This window comes from Fluviispira sanaruensis (assembly GCF_004295685.1).
GTDB classification, from domain to species: domain Bacteria; phylum Bdellovibrionota_B; class Oligoflexia; order Silvanigrellales; family Silvanigrellaceae; genus Silvanigrella; species Silvanigrella sanaruensis.
On record NZ_AP019368.1, the window covers coordinates 1,271,996 to 1,292,686 of the forward strand.

The following is a 20,691-nucleotide window of genomic DNA, read 5'->3' on the forward strand; positions in this document are numbered from 1 at the left end:
TCGTTTTGGAGAAAATCGATGATCATATACGAAGTCACTTATATTCTAAAGGATCTCGAATTTGAAAAAAGATTTTCTGATTTTATGATAGATATACATTTAAATAATCTTTACCAAACAGGATGTTTTTTATCCATTGCATTTGCAAAAACCCAAGCGACCGGCGCTTATAAAGCTACTTTTTATTTAAAAGATAAAAAAATGATGGATATGTATATAAATAAATACTCTGTTAATTTAAGAAAAGGTTTGATTGAGAAATTTCCAAAAGCAGGAATAGAATTTTTGCGAGTGTTTAGTTATTGTCTTTATTTTAAATCAGAACAATTTACTCAATCGAGAAAAACATAAACAATATTTTCATTATTTTCTTGGCGAATTTCTGTTTGATAAACAGGCAATGGGATACAGGCAGGCGCTTGTTTTACAGCTCCATTCTCTGCAATATTAAACACAGCTTTGTGAAAAGGGCAGGTTATTTCTGCTTTTTCAGGATCCCAACGTCCTTTTTCGAGAGGTTTATCGGAATGATTGCAGTTGTTGTCAAATGCCCAAACTTTATTATCAGTTAATGCTTTCACCAAAAGAATTTCCAGTCCATCGACGGTGAATTTTTGGGGTTTATCAATTGATAGTAAAGAAAGAGAACATACCTTAAAATAGGACATTTCAATGAATCTCTTTCTAAATTCTATGTTTGTGGGAGCTGGTTGAGTGCTGCTTCAAGTGCATGTTCTGCTGCATTGAGTAACAGGCTTTCACTCTCAAGTAGCGAGAGAGTTTCTTGAGCAAAGCTTTTAATGATAAGCTTGCGTGCTTCTGCCGTTGAAAATCCACGAGTTGACAAATAATACAGTTGCTTTTCATCGATTTCACCAGTGGCGCTGCCATGTTTACACATGACATCATTAGGCAGAATTTCAAGGCGCGGGGATGCGTCAATGCGTGCGTTTTTGCTGAGCAATAAATTTTTATTCACTTGCATTGCAAGGGTTTGGGGAGCTTCTTTGTCGATAATCACGAGCCCTTGGAAGACACTTTTGGCACGATTGGCAACGATCATTTTGATATTTAAATGTGAGTTACCTTGCGGAACTTTATGCTCTTGAATGGGTTCGTAATCAAAATTGCCATGGGTTGCGATAACAGCAGCAGAAGAATTTGCGCTTGCTCTTTTCCCAGAAAAAACAATATTTGAAGTCACACGTGTGATCCCATGGGGAGCCATAATTTGTGCATCAATAAACTTAGAATTTTCTCCTAGATTCACTTCTCGTTCAAATAAAGAATTAGAATTTTTCGCATCGTCAGTTGTGATATTGATCCACAATTGGGAAAGTTGAGCATTTTCTTCCAACACAAGTGTATGTCGTAATACGCCAAATTGAGAATTGCCTTCAGCTATTATAAGTTCTGCTTGGCTCCCTTTAGCAAGTACAAGCTTAAATGTGCTATATATCTGGGAGAAATTACAATTTAAATGATTTGTCACAATGATAAGTGGCTTTTCATTGCCTTGGGTTGCAAGCTTCATTATTATTTCATGTGGTGCGCTTGCTTTTAATCTATTTGCCAATGCAAAACCAATATCGCTATTTGGAGCGATTGATTTGACTTCAAAAGGAGCAGATAAAAATTCTACTGTTGATTTTAATGCATCGGATGAATAAACATCAACAATTCCATGGCCAATCTCAACTAAAATAATTCTATTTAAATCTTTTTGAAATATAGCATCACAAGCTTCGCCAAATTGTTTCTTTAAGGATGACAAATGTACAAGGGTATCTTTTGGATTTCTGTATGAAATTTTCCAAGGTAAAAAAGTGGATAATTTTTCTTGCACACTGTGGCCTTGAAAATTAAGCACTTCATCTTGTGGTAAAAAGAAAATTTCAGGATTTGTTTTGCGCCAACTTTCCTCAGGGTATTTTGGACAAAGAGCAAGTTTTTTACTTTCTAAGTGAATAACTGTCATAAAAATTAACCCACTCCTTCAAATTCAATTTCTATCAAGCGATTGAGTTCTACCGCATATTCCATAGGCAACTCTTTTACAAACTCTTCGATAAATCCATTGACTATCATGAGGGTTGCTTGTCTTTCTGAAAACCCACGGCTTGTGAGATAATAAATTTGCTCATCGCTCACACGGCTCACGCTGGCTTCATGTCCAACTTCAGTCCCCTCTTGTTCTTCAATTTGCATTGTAGGATAGGTTTTTGAGTTTGAAATGTCATCCATCAAAAGAGCATCGCATTGGACTTTGCTTTTACAACCCTTCATTCCTTTAGGGATTTTAACCAGACCACGGTAAGTCGTGCAACCTCCGTCCTTCGAAATTGATTTTGAAGTGATGACACTGGTTGTGTTAGGGGCTGCATGGATGATTTTGGCACCTGCGTCTTGGTGCATACCATTGCCAGCAAAGGCTACGGAGAGGATTTCTCCGCGGGCACGGGGGCCAAGCAAGTAAACTGCTGGGTATTTCATTGTTAATTTAGAACCGATATTCCCATCCACCCATTCAACCGAAGCATCTTCGTAAGCATAAGCGCGTTTGGTCACCAAATTGTAAATATTTTTTGACCAGTTTTGGATAGTTGTATAACGGATTTTAGCACCTTTCATGGCTATCAATTCAACCACAGCTGAGTGGAGTGAATCACTGCGATAAACTGGTGCTGTACAGCCTTCGATATAGTGCACGGAGGAGCCTTCGTCGGCAATTATCAAGGTGCGTTCGAATTGACCCATGTTTTCAGTATTGATTCGGAAATAAGCTTGCAACGGGATATCGACGTGCACTCCTTTAGGCACATAGATAAAACTGCCGCCACTCCAAACGGCAGTGTTCAAAGCCGCAAATTTGTTGTCATCAGCGGGGATGACGGTTGCGAAGTATTTTTTAATAATTTCAGGATGTTCTCGTAGGCCTGTATCCATGTCGAAGAAAAGGACCCCTTTTTCTTCAAGGCTTTTTTGCATGCTGTGGTACACAACTTCGGATTCAAACTGCGCAGAAACTCCTGCTAAGAATTTTCTTTCAGCCTCTGGGATACCAAGTCTATCAAAGGTGTCTTTGATTTCAGAAGGGACGTCATCCCAATTTGTTCCCACCCGCTCTGTTGGACGAACGAAATAGTGAATATTTGTAAAATCGATTTCGTTCAGGGCTGTTGTGTCACCCCAAGTTGGCATGGGTTTAGAGTTAAAAATTTCAAGGGCTTTAAGGCGGATATCGAGCATCCACTGTGGCTCATGCTTAAAAGCAGAAATTTCTTCAACAATTTCCTTTGTTAAACCTTGTGCAGATTTTGCCCCTTTAAAAACATAGTTTTCTTTTACATGAAAGCCATATTTATAGTCGTCAAGGATATCAACCTGCGAGGCATCAAAATCTTCGATTAATGTTGGATCTTTATCGTTTTTCATATGCAACTCCTCTTCAAGCTGATTTATTGACTTGAAGAATTATTTTGACGGATGTGTTCATAACCCTCACGCTCAAGCTCTTCTACCAATGACATATCGCCAGATTGATTGATTTTTCCGTCTAAAATAACATGAATTTTGTGAGGATTTATAAAGTTCAAGAGACGTTGATAGTGAGTGACTATGATAAAACTTGTGCCAATTTCTTTTGCTATATGTTTAATGCTTTCAGCAACAATCTTTTGTGCATCAACGTCAACCCCTGAGTCAATTTCATCTAAAATAGCGACTTTTGGTTCAATTAACATGAGTTGAAGCATTTCTAAACGCTTCATTTCTCCGCCCGAAAAGCCATCATTTAAATATCTCTGCAATGAAGCACGTTCAATATTTAATAGTTCAAGTTTATTTTTTAAGATTTTTCTAAATTCAGAGACGCTCACTTGTTTAGCGTGTCGTAAATTATAAAGATTTCTTAAATATTCAGAGATCTTGAGTCCTGGTATGGAAACGGGATACTGAAATGCTAAGAAAATTCCTTTTTTTGCTCTGTCAGCGGTGTCGAGTTCAGATATGTCTTCACCATCGAGTAATATTTTACCAGAATTTAATTTGTAATTTTTAGAGCCCATAAGAACATGGCCAAGAGTTGACTTACCAACACCATTTGGTCCCATTAAAACGTGGATTTCTCCTGCAGGAATTTCAAGGTCAATGCCTTTTAATATTTCCTTGTCACCTACGGATGCTTTTACTTGATTGATGGTTAACATACGAACTCTTCTCCTAAAGAACAAAACAAAATTTTAATTTTCTGTAGAAACAATTTTTAATTTCCGTTTATTTAAAGGCGACTGTGCACAATTTGTGAGCTTATCACAGCCTTGTTTTGGCACCCCTGCTTCATCAAAATTTTCATTTAAAAGTAGACTTAAGGTTTTCCAGGCAAGAGCAGCACACTTGACACGGACGGGGAATTTACTCACTCCATGTAAAGCTTCAATATCTTGTTCAAGATCATCTGAATTAACTTGAATAATTCCTGTATATATTTTTTCAGCTTCAGTAATTAAATTTCGAGCCTCAGCTAAAGTAACTGACTGCATGGAATTGCACATGATACTTGCGCTTGCTTGGCTAATCGAACAGCCTGTTCCATCAAAACCAACGGAAAGGTTTGGTATATTTTCTTTCATTTCGACTTGGCAATAAATCGTGATGTTGTCACCGCAGAGAGGATTTTTACCTTCTTGGCAAAAGCGGCAAGGCATGTTCTTAGATTTAAATCTAGGATTTTTTGAGTGATCGACAATGACCTCTTGATAAAGGGCATTGAGCTCAACAGATTGTGAAGATTTAAGACCGTTAGTCATCCTTGAAACTCCAAAATGCTTAATAATAACGCGATCAACCGCGCTCTCTAAAGGAATACCACTACATGAGCGTAAGATCGACAAATGCGACGGTAAAACAACAAACTATAAAAAAGAACGATGAACTTACGTTATTTTTGAAGCTTTTTTTATAGCTGCCAAAGCCAATTCGATATCATCTTTGTCTGAGTAAGCTGCAAAACTACATCTGATGAGGGCGTCAACCCCTAAAAAACGAATGAAAGGCCAAGCACAGTGGTGACCAGCACGCATAGCAATGTTTTCTGCATCTAAAATTGTAGCTAAATCATGAGCATGTATTTTTTTATGGCGAAAGGAGACGATTGTTTCTTGACCTGTACCGGGAGCAAAAACTTCAATATCGGGTATTTCTTGAACTTTACTAAGGAATTCAGCGGCTAAAGCGGCGGCATGATCGTGAATATGGATCTTGCCAACTTGCGATATCCATTCAATCGCCGCTCCTAAGCCAGCCACCTCCGTTATGGGAGGAGTGCCTGCTTCAAACTTTGCCGGTCCCTGCGTCCAAGAACTGCCTTCAAGGGTTACATCGGAAATCATACCGCCTCCAAAAGTGTAAGGAGGTAAGCGTTCAATCAATTCTTTGCTCATAGCTAAAACGCCAATACCGGAGGGGCCATAAATTTTGTGCGGGCTAAAAGCGATGGCATCGGCACCAAGGGCAAAAACATCTTCTTCTATGCAAGTCATACTTTGCGCACAGTCGAGCACAACGAGCGCTCCAACACTTTTTGCAAGCGCAATCACTTCCTCAATTGGATTGATTTGTCCAATGACATTCCCAACATGGGCAAGGGAAACCACTTTGGTATTTTTGGTGATGAGTTTTTTTGCTTCAGATAAATTGAGTCGTAATTCTTTTCCTATTTTTCCTTCAAAAGGGATATAAGCTAATTCACAATTTTTTCTGAGTGCAACTTGCTGCCAGGGTATTAAATTTGCATGATGTTCAGCAACGGGAATGACTATTCTGCTATTTTCTTGTAAATATTCTTCTGCAATTCCATTGGCTAAAATATTGAGGCTTTCCGTTGTTCCGCGTGTGTAAACAATCTGTTCAGGTTTCACCGATTTTCCAATGAAATTTGCCACAATAGTTCGAGTATTTTCATACATTTGTGAAGATCGAACCGAGACTCCATACGCTCCACGATGAACAGAGCCATAATCATATTCCAAATGATGCGACATAGCTTTAATAACACTGATGTGTTTTTGCGCTGATACGGCTGAATCTAAATACGAAAAAGGTTTGATTTGTCCATCTTCAATTTTTTTATTATTTGCAAAGAGAGGGAATTCATTACGAATGTGGGAACCAAGTTTCGTTGCTTTCATTTTATAGCCTTCCTCTGAGGGTCGGGTGAAAAATCCGCCATCAGTATTTATCTGACATAGGGCTCGCAAAATGCTAAGAGCATGTCAACAATTCTATAAAGGAGATGATACCCGTAAATAAAGGTATTGATCTTCATTTGGGGGCAAATACGTATGCAGAGTGAACGCAGTCGAAAAAAAAGACAAGCGCTCGAAAAAAAGAAAAGAAATTATAAAGAAAGTTTGGAAAAAGTAGCTGCTTTGGACTACCGTTGGGTGGTGCCATTGGCAAAAAATATTAGAATGAAGTCACAAATTCTGGCAAAATTTATTTCATTTGTTTTTTCGGATATTGCCACGACTCCTCTGTTAAATAAAAAAACTTCAGTCAATCGTTTCGCACTTATGCGTGGTCTAACTCGGATATTATTTCCACAAAGTGAGACGATTTTAACAAAAATTGAAAGATCGATTCAAACATTACAAGAAAGTGTCGGGGAAATTTCTTCAGAAATTCTAACAGATACTGAGGTCACCCAAGAATTACTTGCACCTTTTATTGAAATGGTTTGCACTGCAGTTGAAGCCAATCCACAGTTGATTGCTCTTTTTGGTCAACCGCAAATCTTAGAAGATGCTTTTGGTCCATTGGGCGAAAGAATAAGTGGAATTGTTTCACTTATTCCTGCTTTATCTACACAAGCAGCAGAAAGATTTCCTGACTTAAAAGAGACATTTTTTCATGCTCTTTTTTCTTTAAATAAAGAGGAAAGAAATCATATTTATATTTTAGCAGAAAATATTTTAGGAGAAGTATATAAAGAAAAAGTTTTTCCTTTGTTAAAAAGAACTCTTTCCTCCGATCCCCGTGGTAAAGTTCTCGCACCAATTTTAAGTGGCGCGATCGAGGCTATACCTGGGGAAAGCTGTATAAATGCATTGCTGTCAATTGCTTGCACACCACACAATGAGATTTCTAACGGACGGGTCATTGCTATAGCTATTCAAGAAATTGGTGGCTTATATGTAAAAATATCTCAAGTTATTTCTGAACTTTGTCCGCCAAGTTTAGCAAGAGAGCTTAGAACAACTCAGGATGATGCCGGGGGGATATTCCCGAGTATCGAAAAGTCATGGGACTATTTTACAGAAACCCTTAATCGAGAAGAATATGCATTTTGGCAACCGTATTTAATTCTCCCAAAAAATCCTATGCGGCATTTTGCAAGTGCGAGTGTGGGATCTTTATACAATATTCAGCTCAATGCTGATGGAAAAGAACTTTTCGGGGTCGATAATGTTTTAATTAAAATACAAAGACCAAAATTACGAGAACTTTTTTTAATTCAAAGTGAACATATTTTAAAGTTAACAGATGATGCGCACAAAGCTTTAATCGAAGATATTAGTTTGACAAAGTCCATTCGTTCAGAATTATTGGGGCTAGTTTCGACATTAAGAAGAGCTGTTTTGAATTATCATAAACAAAGTCAAGAAGAACTTAATTTTATTCTTGAAGAAAAAAATGCAGATAAAGTCCGCTTTGCTTTAGGTGAAAATAATTCTATTCAAGTTCCGCGTTTTTTTCAGTCTTATCCCACCATTGTTTTTATGGAAAAAATGAATGGAATTAAAGTTACAAAAATTATTCAAACAAAATATTTAGCAAGACGTGAAATTGCGGACACAATTGCAAAAGAATATATTGACCTCGTTTTCAATAAAGGGGTGGTTTGGGCAGATCCGCATCCAGGTAATATTTTATATGATGATTTGAGCCATCAGGTCTCAATGATTGATTTAAACCCATGTTTTGTGTGGGATGTAAAAACCCGCGAAGAGTTTAAACATCTTATTTACCGCTTGTTGCTGCGTGATGCTGCAGGCGTTTATCGTACACTTTATCATTTGGTGGACAATCCTGAATCTTTGCACTCAAATACCATTTTGGATGATCTCGGGCATTTTCTCAATCTTTCTATGGGCAGCGCTAGCTTAACCCGCTTTGTAGGTGAATTTATAAAAACCTTAAGTGAGAATCAGATTGATTTAAAAGTGGAAGTTCAAGCTGCTTTAAGAGGTTTAAGTCAAATTGCTTTGACAACAGCTTCTATTTCAGCACGCAATAATTTCGGCAGAATTTTAAGGAAACAATTTACTTTAAAAGAGTTGGTTGGCACAGTATGGAATGTCGGAATTATTCGAGTGTCAAAAGTAATTTTATCCACTCTTTTTGAATTCACGCGACAAATGCCAGAGTACGATATTGGTCCTGTTTTAGATGAACGGGATATTTCTATGCTGTCAAGCAGGACATATGAACTCGCACAGGCAAATGTCTGCCATATATTATTTAAAAGAGTTTCCCCAGAAGATCATCCGAATCTAAAAATGAGTCAAGATGGGCAAATGCTTTTGATTACAAGCGATCTTTATATAGAAATTATTGAAAAAGTGAGACCTGCGAGCGTTCGGTATGTTATAGAAGTGCCTTCGCGCAAATGGCTCAAAGAACGTCAGGAATTTGTTAAATTAGCCAGTATAGCGCGTAGCTTTTGTACCATCGAATGCCTTGAGCAATTGCGTAGAAATTCCTTGGATGATTATTGGCGTATTGTTGAAGCCTGGAGTAAAGATCCTTTTCTGAAAACTGTTGAAGAAACGCAGCTTATTGGTGAGGTTCGTATTGCTGCCCGCAATTTATATTCATTGCGTTTTGCTAATATCTGGGAATCTATTTTTTCTGGGTTACCTTATAGCGCAAAAATATTTTGGCGATTTCTTATGCGAGTTGAGTTCTGGAAAGAGAGTTCAAAACAAAATTATTTAGTCTCACAAAAGAAAAAATTCGGCGATACACTCCTAACGAATTTAGCTTATAGCAGTTTTTTTAGAATAAAAATTTTGATACTAGAAGCAATTCTTTGGTATTTAAGAAAAAAAATGAGTCATCTCAAGTTCTCTATGCACCTATTGCCAATGTCGACACAAGAGCTTGAGAATCTTATTTTATTTGGCTTGAGTCGTAACTTTACCGAATATAAAAGTAAATTTAAATAAGAATTAATTATTTAAAACTTCTACTTCCGTAATATAGCCTTCATGTTTTCTCATATTAAAAACGTGATTGCTAAAGAATAAATACTGCCCTTTTATTCCTGTAATTTTGCCTTCAATTTCAGGAGTTTTGTCGAGTGAGAGCGATTTTATCGAGGCAATATCTGTGGGAGAGTCATAATTGATTTCTACAATGGGAGAGTCTGGAAAGAATTCAATTTCTTTTGCGAGAACTATATGCTCTGGTGTAGAGACAATGAGAGAGCCATTTTTGAATTCAGCTAAATTGATTAACCAGTTTTTTGCTTTGTCAAACATGAAATTAAACTCTTCGTTGGAAGGTCTCGTATTCGCACTTTTTAACATTTTCATCCAGTGACTTTTATCAGCTAAAATTTCTTTCATTGTATTTTCTACAACTCCAGCTTGATGTCTTGATGTCACTTTAGCTAAAATCTTTGCACTTGTTGCTCCTTGATCGATCCACCTCGTTGGAATTTGCGATTCGCGCGTGATGCCGATTTTAAATTTATCAGTATATGATAAATAAACATAATGAGGCTTATAACAATAATTCTCACCCCATTCTGGTTCACGACATGTACCATTCATATAGTGACATAGATGTGGGCTCATAATACAGTTATCTGCTGACGCTTTTTTCTTTAAACAAGGGAAGCAAAAACCAGAAAATAATTTTTTAACTGTTTTTTGACAAGCCACACATTGGAAAACTCCATTATGTTTGATTTTAATTGTCATTCCCTTGTTTATTGGTAAATTTGCCTTTAGCATATAATTAAAATCTAAAACAATTTTATTTTTTTGTTGAGTAACTTTATTTTCAAAAAAGGTTAGGTTGGTCGCTTCGTTTTGCAATTCATAACTGTTTTGCATTTTTATTATTCGGTGCTGCGGACTTTTGTAGAGGATATTCATGATTGACACTCTTTTCGTCAAAGACTAAACAGGATGGATTGATTGTGTTGATTACAACACCATTGCAAATTTTGTAGCATATTAACACGCGAGCGATCATGCCGATAAGGACAGATATTGCTGTCATCAAACGGAGCATTGAAGGTGAACGATAAGAATTTAATGAGAAAAGACAAATTGAGCCAAACTCCTTACTTAAGTTTCGCAGGCTTTAAGCGAGTGCGTCCGTTTTTTCTTCCGCTGTTTCTTATGCCTCTCATTGTTGGTTGCCAAAGTGGTACCTATGAAAACTCAATAACATTGAAATTAAATCACGAAAAAACACGGATTGTGAACTCATCTCCGCAACAAACCGATAATATATCTAATGAAAAAGATGCAAGTGATTCTGAGCAAAGAAATTCCGTAAAAAATAACCCGCCAGGTCTAAGAAAACAAAATGACCCGGTAAAATCACCTGCAGTTGCTAATCAAAAAGCAAAAATTACGGCAAATCTTCCAAATATTAAGGCAAGTAATGAAGATGATAGCCTATTGATAGAAACTTCAGCACTGAATTCCGAAGAAATTGACGATCAAGAAAATCTTATTCTCAATTCCACCGACGAAGCTTTGTCCACCGATATCCCAATGGGCGGTCAAAATCCAAATGATACAAACTCCGCAAATGCCAATGAAGACAGTGCACTGTTGTGCCAGGACAGTGTTTACTATGCTTCCTGGCAAGATCAATTCGATAGAATTTGGCTCGAAGAAAATGGCAAAAACTACAAAACCAATGCCAGTCGCATTAAAGCTTTGACTCAAGCACGGACGAATCGTTTTATCCAAATTGCTTATCCAACCATTGACCGGCTTGAGTTCGACTTTCCGATCGTGATCAATGCTCAAGTCCTGCAGTGGATAAACTATTTTCGCGGTCCAGGACGCAAAAGTTTTGTCGTCTGGCTGAAACGCAGTCGATCCGTGATTCCTGAGATGGAAAGCACGCTGGAATTGCATGGTTTACCTAAGGATCTCGTCTATCTTTCTATGATTGAATCTGGTTACAGCCCAAAGGCTTTGAGTTCAGCAGGAGCGGTGGGGCTCTGGCAATTTATGCCTGCAACGGGGCGTGAGTATGGACTTAAAATCAATGATTACGTCGATGAACGGCGCAATATTAAAAAATCAACCAAAGCAGCTGCGAGATATTTAACTAAACTTTATAACATGTTTGGCGGCTGGCATTTGGCAACAGCAAGCTACAATGTTGGTCCCGGACGTGTGCAGAAGACATTAAGAAATTATGGGGAAGACTCGTCTTTCTTTGAACTCACCTCGATGGGGGTTGTCAATCGAGAAACAGCGGATTACGTGCCAAAATTAATAGCTGCGATGATTATTTCTAAGAACCCAGATAAATTTGGTTTTGATATCACCTCAGCTCCCATCCCTGCGCAGACGAAATCAATTGAGCTGGCACGTTCTATTTCGCTGAGTGATTTAGCTCGTTCTTTAAATGTAGATAAGAATGTCCTCGAATCACTTAACCCAGAATTGCGCTTAGGCATAACACCGCCTCCGCATGCCACTTCGGGTGGTAAATTCGAACTCGAAGTGCCCGCTAGCAAATACGATATGGCATTGGCTTCCATCGATATGTTGCCCAATGCTCCAACCCAATACATGCTGGCAGCCAAAATCAGACGACGGGAATCGGTGGCTTCATTTGCGGCGCGTTACAGAATAAAAACAGCTGTGGTGCTGAGTGCCAATTCTCATCTAAAAGCCAATTCCAATCTACACAAAGGGCAAGTGGTCTATATTCCTGTTGCTTTAGGAACAGGGCAGTATGCGCGCCTTGCTTCAAACAAATATTCCAGTGGCATTCAGAGTCAAAGCCGCAAACACAAAAAGCAATTGCTCAGTAAAAATAAAGGTGGCAAAAAATCGCTTACCAATTCTAACGTAAAAAAGAAGAAGATTGTACTAAAAGGCAAGAAAAATGGCCACCCAATTGCGCTGAAAAAGAAACATAGCAATACTAAAAAAGTAGCTACTTCAGGACAAAAAAGAAAACAACAGAACAGCGTCCGTTGATTTTTATTTGTAAAGTATGCTAGAGAGTCAAAACCGGTTGGAGAGCTGGCAGAGTGGTTGAATGTACCTGATTCGAAATCAGGCGTGCTCGCAAGGGTACCGGGGGTTCGAATCCCCCGCTCTCCGCCATTTTTATTATCAAATATCAAATATCAAATATCAAATATCAAATATCAAATATCAAATATCAAATATCAAATATCAAAACCTAAAACCAAACTCATCCATATTCAAATTGGTTCTGCCGCAGAAATAAATTAATTAAAATTTATTCATATAAATTAATTCAATCGTCGACTGCTAGAAGCAATTATCCAGTTAGGAAGCAAAATTGTTCTCAAATAGGTTTATTGTAAAGTGTTTTATGCTAACCTTTTCTAAGCATGGGATGAAGTTCTTTTCCACATAAAGTAGCTCTTGCAAATTTGAGAGATTTAAACTACAATATGGACTTACACATCTTTTTTAAAAATCGATGGTCTTGTTCTATTATGTTGTTTTGATATTTATTTTGACTTATTTTGGTCTGAAATTTTTTTATAGTAACGATTTATTTTATATTATGTAAAATTAATTCATAATTAAAGCAATACCGAAGTTAGAAAACTAGGTATTTCTTTAAATAAATATATATATAAGGGTGAAAGTTATAAAAAAATTTATCCAGAAAGACGTTATTCTCATTGTCTTTCACACAATACTATTTACAGCTATTTTGTTTTACCAAGAAGAAATATATGCGGAATTTATGACTACTAAATTTTTTAAACTTCTCGCTTGGTATGCTATCATTTTTTATTTTTTGTTTTCAAAAAGATTTACTACTACTTTTATATCTTTAGCTTTTTATTTCTTCGCTGTAGGTGGATTTAATTATAAAATGTATATTTTAAATGAATATTATAGTTCAAGCATAGATAAAATATGTATATTTTTAGTAATATTTATAGCTTATTTGCATTTATACAGATACAGAAAAATTAATAAATTAATAAATTAATTGAGTTTTGATTTTATCTCTTGTGACAAACATATGTGTTCTCATAGGGCATGAAAAGAAGGGTTGACTCTGCAAAGCGTCAGCTCTTCTTGATAAATTAAAACAACTCATAATCTCTCACGCTGTTTTATTTTTGGATTTTGGAACAAAAGTTAATTTGATATCATAGTCCATAGCGCCCAGAATTTCTTGAAATTTTGAAAGCCCCGCTTCGCTTGTTCCGTACTCGTAAGCTGTTAATGATCTGCGTGACGTTTTCCCCATCCGTTCAATAACATTTTCTTGCGATAAATCGCTAAATGTACGCAATCTGTGAATAGCAAAACCCGAAACTTCTTTTATTTTATCTGTTGCAATATCAAAAGAGACCACGCTAGTGGGAATAACTGTGAGATCTTTTTTTGGTTCGTTGCCCATTTAAAAGAACGCATTCAATGTCTTTAGGGAGAACTATTCTTACTTTCGTTCTCAGTTAGGCGTAAGTGAATATAATATAACGATCTGTTTCAATTTATGTTTTTACTCTTTCAAGAATTTCAAACTCACTTTGCTTTGGCTCCACCATGTGCCTTTCCTCCACAGACTGAGAGTAACAAATAGACTTTCGATTTTATTAAAAAATGGAACTTGGTGGGAATAAGGAGCAAGTGATTTTAACAAATAAGAACAAGCATCTTTTTTATTTAAGAAATTCAATATTACTTTTAATTATCTTTTGATCTTCTTCGCTAAGTTTTTTGAAGTTTCTATATAGAGCTTCTGCATCAGCTTCTATAAATGCCTGTGTTACATTAAGAAACCATAGTTTGTGTTCGATAAAAATAATATATATTGACTTGATAGCCTATCATAACCTTAATTTGATTTAATTAATTATTTTATATAAACTAAAAAAGTTGATTTATAATAAATCAATAACACTTCTTTATCGGAAAGGAATTATTATGCTTAAAAAAGTATTTCTAATATTATCTACGATAATATCGATACCAGTATTATCCAGTGAGTCCAAAGTGCCATTAACAACTACTTACGTATTTTGTTCTCCTTATAATGATCGACCTAATTGGAGATGGGCAGTTGATTCAAATAATAATTATGTAACGGCAAGTGGTTATTGGAAAATAATTCACTACGCCGTAAAAGCAAAAAATGTTCCGAATTGTAAGCCATTTTCATATGTTTTTGTTATAACTCCGAGTGAATTTAATAGAGTTTCAAGTTTTTGTAAAAATGCTGAGTATACTCAGCCTGCTGACCACTCTACTTCGTCATGGTTTGCTTTTTCAGTAGATGGTCGTTCAACTTAGAGAAGGAGAGTTGTTTCTTAAAAAAGCGACAGTTTAGTTTCAAATATATAGAAGCAAAGTATATAATTTAAAAAATAATTTACATTGAATCACAAATTATTTATATTATTTGATTTTATTGGTTCTGTTGCAACAGAACCTTTCGTGGTCCATGAATTCCTTTTCCTGCAAAAGGAAGCACCTTGTGTAAATCATTTTTGGCTAAACAGAGTGGTTTTGGGTTCTAAGAAAGTTTTTTAACCTCACTTCTATCGTAGGATCAGTTTTAATGAGTTTGTTCTTCAAAGCCTAACTAAATAACACTCTCTTTGGAAAATAATAAATGGCTCAAAAACATTACCTGTGCAAAGGATTTTAAACTTAAGCGGATTTTATCCTCAAAATTATTCCCTTACAGAAGTTATAAATTGGGTAAATGGAAAAAAAGATCCAAAATTTTCATGGACTAGACAACCAGGTGAAGAGCGCTGGGATTTAAAAAAAAATAAAATAATAAAAAATGAAAACTAAGATGAAATTATAAAATTAATTACAAATGAAGTTAGCTTAGGGAAAGAAATAGAGCCAAAATTAAATAACTATAATGGCATTTTATTTTTAGGAGCTTCCTTATTTGGAGTCCGAAAAAGGCTGAAATTTTTGAATACTATGATTGAAAAACAAAAAATATTTCCAAGTGTAACTTACTTAATTGGAGGTGAAAGAACTCTTTCTGATAAGACTTGGGAAAGAGAACAGCTATATAATAAAAAAAATGGAATCATTTCATTTAGAAATGATTATAAAATTCTAAGGAATCCTATTGAAATAAGAGATGCGCGTGAAATGTTAAAGCTCGTTTTTTCTCAGTCGCTGCACCCAAAATTGAATTTGTACTATTAAATGCAAATGAGCTCATGCGCATTACACTTGGGGATGCAATTATAGACATGGACTCACATTAAATTCGATTGAAAAAGAACAGTTAATGTGAGATTTTGGACAGGTAGGGAAAATAAGTTATAAAGAATAAAATACTCTAATTAATTCTATAGCAAGACACATATCATACATACACCGTTTAAAGCTGTGTCGTCATCATTAAAGCGTTATTTTCACTGCTTGTAATAAGTCCAAGAATGAATTGCTCTGTTGGACATTAATAAAAGTTACTCCAATTACCCCAATGAGTTTTTGTTTCAGCGTGTGCAATCGAATTGTCATTACAAACAAACATTAAATCATTTGCTGCCGTTTCACAATATTGTCATTTTTTTTAAGATAATTTTTCATTAAGACCACCCTGTCTTTAAATGTTTAAATTTCGACTTATACAAGATATTGAAATTTTTTTATTTTTATGACTTCAAATACTGTTTCAACAAAGCTCTCTGTTGGCTCTTTTTTTTAAGAATCTCAATAAAATCAGTTAATATATCTTTATCCACTGTTAAAGTTGAAACTGCTCTAGCCAAATGCTTATTTTTCTTTCACAATCGCTCCATTTTAGCTAGAATTTCTTTCATATTATTCTTTAATTTTATTGCACTTTCAGTCATACTCAAGCGCCTTTTCCAGCTATACAAAGTAACAGGGTGGATCTAGTGTTCACTGGAAGTACTGATAAACTCAACCCCAAATTGAAATGTTCCTCTTATATTGCACGTTTTACATGGTACCCGAATCTCCTACGTGGCTCTGCTAACTTGTTCATTGACACCCCTCTTCTTAGTGAAAAAGTGTCAACTTGAAATGAGGGTTATGATCATAAAGTATAAATATTTACAGCACATTTTTAACATACATGATTTTTTCTGCTTCTATGTATTTTTATTATAATTAAAAACCTAGCTAGGTTTGGTAAATATCGTGCTCTTGCTCAGGATAGGTCGGAACCCCAACAGAGCCTATTATTTATTTTGACAAATTATATCTTGAAACTATTAATTGTTTCAAATTAAAATCTGTTCCAACTGCATATATTTTATTGTCAGTTGTAAAATCAAAATCATACCATAATTTATTTTTAATATTTAATGGATCAGAATAAATACCATTTTTAGCAAATGTTTGATCAGGATTTCCATCTGTTTTTATTTTAATAAAAGCAGCTTCAGCTACTTTGTTTATTCCTACTACACCTACACCAAACAAGGATCCATCATTCAAAGTTTTTATATTTGATAAGAATATAAAATTATAATCACTGTTTTTAAATAAATTTTTAATATTTGTTCTATAATCTGTGTCTAATAATCCTGAGCTGTTTATTTTAGAAATATAATCGCTATTAGCAGTATTTATGCTATATATAATAGAAGCATCTGTCCCTTCAGCTAAATAAGAACTATAGACATATTTTGATGAAAATGAAGCTATTATATTTTCCTTATAAATACCATTATTCGCAAATGTAGTATCAATTGAACCATCTGCGTTATTCTTTGTAATAATAATTTGATCGACTGGATTTTTTGTATATGAACTGCTAGCTAAAGAATTGTCTTTTAAAACAATAAAATTGTTAATTAGGCTGTTTATATATGGCAAAGTAATATAGTTTACAACTCCATTTTTGCCAAAAGAGCTATCTATCGCCCCATTCGCAAAAAACTTAACATAATAACCATTATTATCAGCACCGGTGGCTTCGGTACTTGCTCCAATTTGTAAAATAAAATTATTATTTGGAAGTAATTTTAAATTATGTGACCGATAAAATTCCTTTCCCAAGAGATATGTCACCTTACCTTGAATACCAAATGAGGTATCCAATTCGCCGGCTGGTGTATATTTAGCTAAAATTATTGATGAATTATTAGAGGCGTAAGCTATTATTGAAGTATTGTCATTTAGGGCGATATGAGTCATATTTTCTAAACTATTTTCAGGTTTAGGATCGGGAAATGGAAAACCTAATTCGGAAGCGCTTTTAATTGAACTTGCTGATGGATTACGTGGGTCTAATTTTCCAAAGTTAAATGTAACCTCATTATTACTACTAAATAAAGCAGAAATAACAGGTTCATTTTTTGAACTTAATGTTATTTTACTCTTAATCCAATCAATTTTTGTTAAATTTTTACTAAAAATTCCATTATTTCCAAAAGATTTATCTAAACTAAATGTGTAACTATTATTTACTTGAGTATTGACTTCCATAAACAGATAGGAGGAAATTAAATTATTTGATAAATGGTTTTCAAAAATAAAAGCCCATGAATTATTTGTATATTGACCAAAGTTATTAATTACTCCAAATTTAAAATTAGAGCAATCAAATACAGTTTTGCTATCGATAATTGAGGTATTATAAATAAAGTCAATATTTTTCCAATCTGTTGAAATTTCGCTTGGTAGAGAGCTTCTTAATATTAATTTACAGGAAGTAAAATTACCTGCAGAACCATATAAAGTAAGTGTTGCAGGAGAATTATTAATTCGATCTACACTATATAAACTTAAATTAGAGAGTATTGGAACTGGGACTCCTGAAACAGACACGGGAATAGGTTTAGCGATTGCTTTTATAATTGGTAATTGTTGCGCATCATGTTGAGATAGAGCATACTGAATATTAACTTTGGAACCATCTGCATTTGCAGCAATATAATACGAATTATTATTTGGATCCATATAAGAAAAAGCAACTGAATTTGGTGCTGTTAAGGAAGGGGAGATGTTTAAAATTAGCATATTAGAATTTACCGCACTGAAAGTAGCACCTCCAATTGTAATTTCTTTTAATGAAATTTGACAAGTTTTATCTTTAACTAAATCAAAAGTATTTGTAGAACTCGAAACAACAATATCATTCTCATTTAAATCGGAACCATCGGGATAAACGGATATGCATTTCACATTAATTTTCATTTGAGAGTATGAATTATCAAAATTAATTCCATTGCTTTGTGAGGATTTCGCACTTTTAAAAACAGAAATATTTACTTCCTTAAATTTTAAACTGCCTACACGAGATTCACCTTTGCTTATTTGATCTGGCTTATTGCAAGAATTTACGAGAAATATGCATGTTATAAATATAAATATTTTTATATGAAAATGACGCATAAATATATCCTTTTCATTTATGGGTTGAATTAAAGTGAAGGAAAGAAAATATTACAAAATTTGTTAAGCTGTTTATAGTGTCAATAATTTGAATAAATTGTAATAAAATAATAGAATAATAAAATAAATGTATTCAGTAGTTTTAAATTACAAAATTATGTTATTAACAAAAATATTAAGTATTATTTAAGCTATGCTTGCAATGTAGAATAAGATATTTGTTAAGGATGAAAATGTTTAAGAAAAGTTACTTTTTATCACATTTTTTATTGCTTGATTTTATACCATTAATGTTTATTATCTTTGAAAAGGAGACGCTTTATTTATATTTTTCCTTTTAAGCATAATTTATATTATGTTTTAAATTTTAATAAAAGATTAAATAATCTTGTTTTTTAATCATGATTATCAATTAATTTATTTGATAAAATTTATATAGCTGGTTAAGAGTTGAAAAAATTCTTTTGGATTAAAATTATAAATGTAGTAATATATGAGCCAATAATTCATAAATTAAATCATTCTTACTGCGAATTAAATTTCACGAAAGAGAGTTTTTGAAGTTGAAAAATATTCGGTACGATTTATTGATTAGACGCAATAAGCATTTTAATAATATTATCTTATGCCATTACAAATTATAATTTTTATGGAAAATAAATAAAAATTAAATCTAATTCTATATATTTGTTAACTAATTTTTCCTTTCTAATCTGCGGTTTATGTAGCATCAATATCAGAAGAAAAAAGAACGATTAAGTAAATGAATTTGAAGTTTTATTATTTTATCGATATTCACAATTATCAAAATCCAAAAGCACTCATGAAAACGGAATATTTATCATCATTTGAGCATAAATTTTATTTAACAGCTGAATATGCGTATTCTATTTAAACAATAAATAATATAGCTGGCGAATTGAACCACGCTGTAATCTAAAAAGTTGGTGGAAATTTCACTTAATTAAAATCATTGAATAGAAATATTAATATTGCTACATCTGTAATTGCTTCTTAGCATCATTTAAATAATTATAATTTTAGTAATACTCGGGTATGTATTATTTTAGGCTATGATTTTTAGAAATAATAAATCTTACTAATTAATGAAGAAGCTTTTCAAGAGACTGCATTGGCTCAGTGGTCGAATTAAAGTGAGGGTGTTTTTTTAAAGTATCGATAAGTGTCCGCATAGAAGTTGGTGCATGTATGCTGCTATTAATATGTTGCAAAGAGTGCATATAATTAACTGGATTACGGGTGTTATCCATAATAAAATTATTTGGTTCTATCATCCAATGTAAAGTTACGACAGCTCTTTTTGTATAAGAGTCTATGACTAAAGAATAAAAAGAAAAATTAATATGTGGTGCCGATGCAATTGCAGTATGCGCATTATCAGGCGAAATAAGATTATCATGAATATTCACATTAAAAGCTAACAGATTTTCTTCAATAATTTGATTACTTAAAGATATATTTGCATTGCTATAAACAGTCATCAAAATATTTCTATTAAATATTGATCCGCTATATGTAGAAGGAATGTGCGGAAAAACCCAATTATGAACTTTTAAAGCGTCAACTCGGGGTGCATCATAAGTTTGATTTTTATGTTGAGCTATAAAGTACAAGTCCAATGTATTTATTTCATGCGAAATTATTTCCTGTTTAATTCTATTTGGAATATTATTGCGAAATTCCATTGGAATTTTTATACAATAAACTTCTTGTCCTGCATTTGGATAATCATAAGTGGCTATTCTTGGTGAAGGGCATGTGCTTCCATGATTAAGTTCCATGTCATTAAAATTATTGAATCTACTTTGCAATCCTCGTGGATGAATCAATGAATTTCTAGCTAAAAAGTTTCTTTTTCTATCAACTAACTCTAAAGGCGTCAGTGCTAGTTCAAATAGGCCACTTGAATTGTTCTTTGATTTAGAAGATTTAGAATTATCACAGCCAATGGCAGCAATAAAAATCATTTGGATATATAAATTTAGCTTATAATAGTTCTTCATAATCCCTTATTAAATATAATTTAAATATTATAGCATATAATGTATCGGTTAAAAAGAGGGAA

16 protein-coding genes and 1 tRNA gene are annotated in these 20,691 nt (G+C 34.0%); 7 read left to right on the forward strand and 10 right to left on the reverse strand.

Annotated elements, in window-relative coordinates:
• Positions 1 to 18: 18 nt before the first annotated feature.
• Positions 19 to 351, forward strand: a complete 333-nt coding sequence (locus EZS29_RS05495; RefSeq protein ID WP_130607374.1) for a DUF4286 family protein — start codon at positions 19 to 21, stop codon at positions 349 to 351.
• Here EZS29_RS05495 and EZS29_RS05500 read toward each other — a convergent pair.
• The 6 genes from EZS29_RS05500 to EZS29_RS05525 form a co-directional block, all read right to left on the reverse strand.
• Entirely contained in the window at positions 333 to 668 is a 336-nt protein-coding gene (locus tag EZS29_RS05500) for a Rieske (2Fe-2S) protein (protein ID WP_130607376.1), read from the reverse strand. The two genes, EZS29_RS05495 and EZS29_RS05500, sit on opposite strands and share 19 nt — an antisense overlap.
• A gap of 23 nt (positions 669 to 691) precedes the next feature.
• Positions 692 to 1,978 (reverse strand): SufB/SufD family protein, encoded by a 1,287-nt coding sequence (locus EZS29_RS05505; RefSeq protein ID WP_130607378.1) that lies wholly within the window; start codon positions 1,976 to 1,978, stop codon positions 692 to 694.
• A 5-nt stretch (positions 1,979 to 1,983) separates the two neighbouring features.
• Positions 1,984 to 3,435 carry a Fe-S cluster assembly protein SufB gene (gene sufB, locus EZS29_RS05510; protein ID WP_130612792.1) on the reverse strand — a complete coding sequence of 484 codons (1,452 nt, stop codon included), beginning with the start codon at positions 3,433 to 3,435 and terminating at the stop codon, positions 1,984 to 1,986.
• A gap of 23 nt (positions 3,436 to 3,458) precedes the next feature.
• Positions 3,459 to 4,208, reverse strand: a complete 750-nt coding sequence (sufC, locus tag EZS29_RS05515) for a Fe-S cluster assembly ATPase SufC (protein WP_130607380.1) — start codon at positions 4,206 to 4,208, stop codon at positions 3,459 to 3,461.
• 33 nt (positions 4,209 to 4,241) lie between these two features.
• The gene (gene sufU / locus EZS29_RS05520; RefSeq protein WP_130607382.1) at positions 4,242 to 4,808 is read right to left on the reverse strand and encodes a Fe-S cluster assembly sulfur transfer protein SufU; all 567 of its coding nucleotides are present in this window, start codon (positions 4,806 to 4,808) and stop codon (positions 4,242 to 4,244) included.
• Between the two features lie 126 nt (positions 4,809 to 4,934).
• Positions 4,935 to 6,188 (reverse strand): aminotransferase class V-fold PLP-dependent enzyme, encoded by a 1,254-nt coding sequence (locus EZS29_RS05525; RefSeq protein ID WP_130607384.1) that lies wholly within the window; start codon positions 6,186 to 6,188, stop codon positions 4,935 to 4,937.
• Between the two features lie 153 nt (positions 6,189 to 6,341).
• On the opposite strand from EZS29_RS05525, the gene EZS29_RS05530 reads away from it, so the two are divergent.
• Complete coding sequence (locus EZS29_RS05530) at positions 6,342 to 9,227, forward strand: AarF/UbiB family protein (RefSeq protein ID WP_130607386.1); 2,886 nt, start codon at positions 6,342 to 6,344, stop codon at positions 9,225 to 9,227.
• Between the two features lie 3 nt (positions 9,228 to 9,230).
• On the opposite strand, the gene EZS29_RS05535 is transcribed toward EZS29_RS05530, so the two are convergent.
• On the reverse strand, positions 9,231 to 10,163 hold the full coding sequence (locus EZS29_RS05535; RefSeq protein WP_130607388.1) for a DUF2797 domain-containing protein: 933 nt from the start codon (positions 10,161 to 10,163) through the stop codon (positions 9,231 to 9,233).
• Between the two features lie 117 nt (positions 10,164 to 10,280).
• On the opposite strand from EZS29_RS05535, the gene EZS29_RS05540 reads away from it, so the two are divergent.
• Both EZS29_RS05540 and EZS29_RS05545 read left to right on the forward strand, forming a co-directional pair.
• Positions 10,281 to 12,245 carry a lytic transglycosylase domain-containing protein gene (locus EZS29_RS05540; protein ID WP_145987934.1) on the forward strand — a complete coding sequence of 655 codons (1,965 nt, stop codon included), beginning with the start codon at positions 10,281 to 10,283 and terminating at the stop codon, positions 12,243 to 12,245.
• Between the two features lie 39 nt (positions 12,246 to 12,284).
• Positions 12,285 to 12,374 (forward strand) — tRNA-Ser (locus tag EZS29_RS05545).
• Between the two features lie 988 nt (positions 12,375 to 13,362).
• On the opposite strand, the gene EZS29_RS05550 is transcribed toward EZS29_RS05545, so the two are convergent.
• The gene (locus EZS29_RS05550) at positions 13,363 to 13,662 is read right to left on the reverse strand and encodes a helix-turn-helix domain-containing protein (protein ID WP_130607392.1); all 300 of its coding nucleotides are present in this window, start codon (positions 13,660 to 13,662) and stop codon (positions 13,363 to 13,365) included.
• A 596-nt stretch (positions 13,663 to 14,258) separates the two neighbouring features.
• On the opposite strand from EZS29_RS05550, the gene EZS29_RS05555 reads away from it, so the two are divergent.
• The gene (locus EZS29_RS05555) at positions 14,259 to 14,555 is read left to right on the forward strand and encodes a hypothetical protein (RefSeq protein ID WP_130607394.1); all 297 of its coding nucleotides are present in this window, start codon (positions 14,259 to 14,261) and stop codon (positions 14,553 to 14,555) included.
• Between the two features lie 639 nt (positions 14,556 to 15,194).
• Positions 15,195 to 15,437, forward strand: coding sequence for a hypothetical protein (locus EZS29_RS05560; protein ID WP_130607396.1), 243 nt, complete (start codon positions 15,195 to 15,197; stop codon positions 15,435 to 15,437).
• 1,011 nt (positions 15,438 to 16,448) lie between these two features.
• On the opposite strand, the gene EZS29_RS05565 is transcribed toward EZS29_RS05560, so the two are convergent.
• Positions 16,449 to 18,605, reverse strand: a complete 2,157-nt coding sequence (locus tag EZS29_RS05565; RefSeq protein ID WP_130607398.1) for an NHL repeat-containing protein — start codon at positions 18,603 to 18,605, stop codon at positions 16,449 to 16,451.
• A 763-nt stretch (positions 18,606 to 19,368) separates the two neighbouring features.
• On the opposite strand from EZS29_RS05565, the gene EZS29_RS16205 reads away from it, so the two are divergent.
• Positions 19,369 to 19,500, forward strand: a complete 132-nt coding sequence (locus tag EZS29_RS16205) for a hypothetical protein (RefSeq protein ID WP_281276311.1) — start codon at positions 19,369 to 19,371, stop codon at positions 19,498 to 19,500.
• Between the two features lie 208 nt (positions 19,501 to 19,708).
• Here EZS29_RS16205 and EZS29_RS05570 read toward each other — a convergent pair whose 3' ends face one another.
• Positions 19,709 to 20,629 carry a hypothetical protein gene (locus EZS29_RS05570; protein ID WP_130607399.1) on the reverse strand — a complete coding sequence of 307 codons (921 nt, stop codon included), beginning with the start codon at positions 20,627 to 20,629 and terminating at the stop codon, positions 19,709 to 19,711.
• Positions 20,630 to 20,691: the final 62 nt, after the last annotated feature.

What these genes read in the sequence shown, in the direction of transcription:
- EZS29_RS05495 (WP_130607374.1), top strand. Translation starts at nt 19, where the DNA reads ATGATCATATACGAAGTCACTTATATTCTAAAGGATCTCGAATTTGAA.
- EZS29_RS05500 (WP_130607376.1), bottom strand. Translation starts at nt 668, where the DNA reads ATGTCCTATTTTAAGGTATGTTCTCTTTCTTTACTATCAATTGATAAA.
- EZS29_RS05505 (WP_130607378.1), bottom strand. Translation starts at nt 1,978, where the DNA reads ATGACAGTTATTCACTTAGAAAGTAAAAAACTTGCTCTTTGTCCAAAA.
- sufB (WP_130612792.1), bottom strand. Translation starts at nt 3,435, where the DNA reads ATGAAAAACGATAAAGATCCAACATTAATCGAAGATTTTGATGCCTCG.
- sufC (WP_130607380.1), bottom strand. Translation starts at nt 4,208, where the DNA reads ATGTTAACCATCAATCAAGTAAAAGCATCCGTAGGTGACAAGGAAATA.
- sufU (WP_130607382.1), bottom strand. Translation starts at nt 4,808, where the DNA reads ATGACTAACGGTCTTAAATCTTCACAATCTGTTGAGCTCAATGCCCTT.
- EZS29_RS05525 (WP_130607384.1), bottom strand. Translation starts at nt 6,188, where the DNA reads ATGAAAGCAACGAAACTTGGTTCCCACATTCGTAATGAATTCCCTCTC.
- EZS29_RS05530 (WP_130607386.1), top strand. Translation starts at nt 6,342, where the DNA reads ATGCAGAGTGAACGCAGTCGAAAAAAAAGACAAGCGCTCGAAAAAAAG.
- EZS29_RS05535 (WP_130607388.1), bottom strand. Translation starts at nt 10,163, where the DNA reads ATGAATATCCTCTACAAAAGTCCGCAGCACCGAATAATAAAAATGCAA.
- EZS29_RS05550 (WP_130607392.1), bottom strand. Translation starts at nt 13,662, where the DNA reads ATGGGCAACGAACCAAAAAAAGATCTCACAGTTATTCCCACTAGCGTG.
- EZS29_RS05565 (WP_130607398.1), bottom strand. Translation starts at nt 18,605, where the DNA reads ATGCGTCATTTTCATATAAAAATATTTATATTTATAACATGCATATTT.
- EZS29_RS16205 (WP_281276311.1), top strand. Translation starts at nt 19,369, where the DNA reads ATGAATTTGAAGTTTTATTATTTTATCGATATTCACAATTATCAAAAT.
- EZS29_RS05570 (WP_130607399.1), bottom strand. Translation starts at nt 20,629, where the DNA reads ATGAAGAACTATTATAAGCTAAATTTATATATCCAAATGATTTTTATT.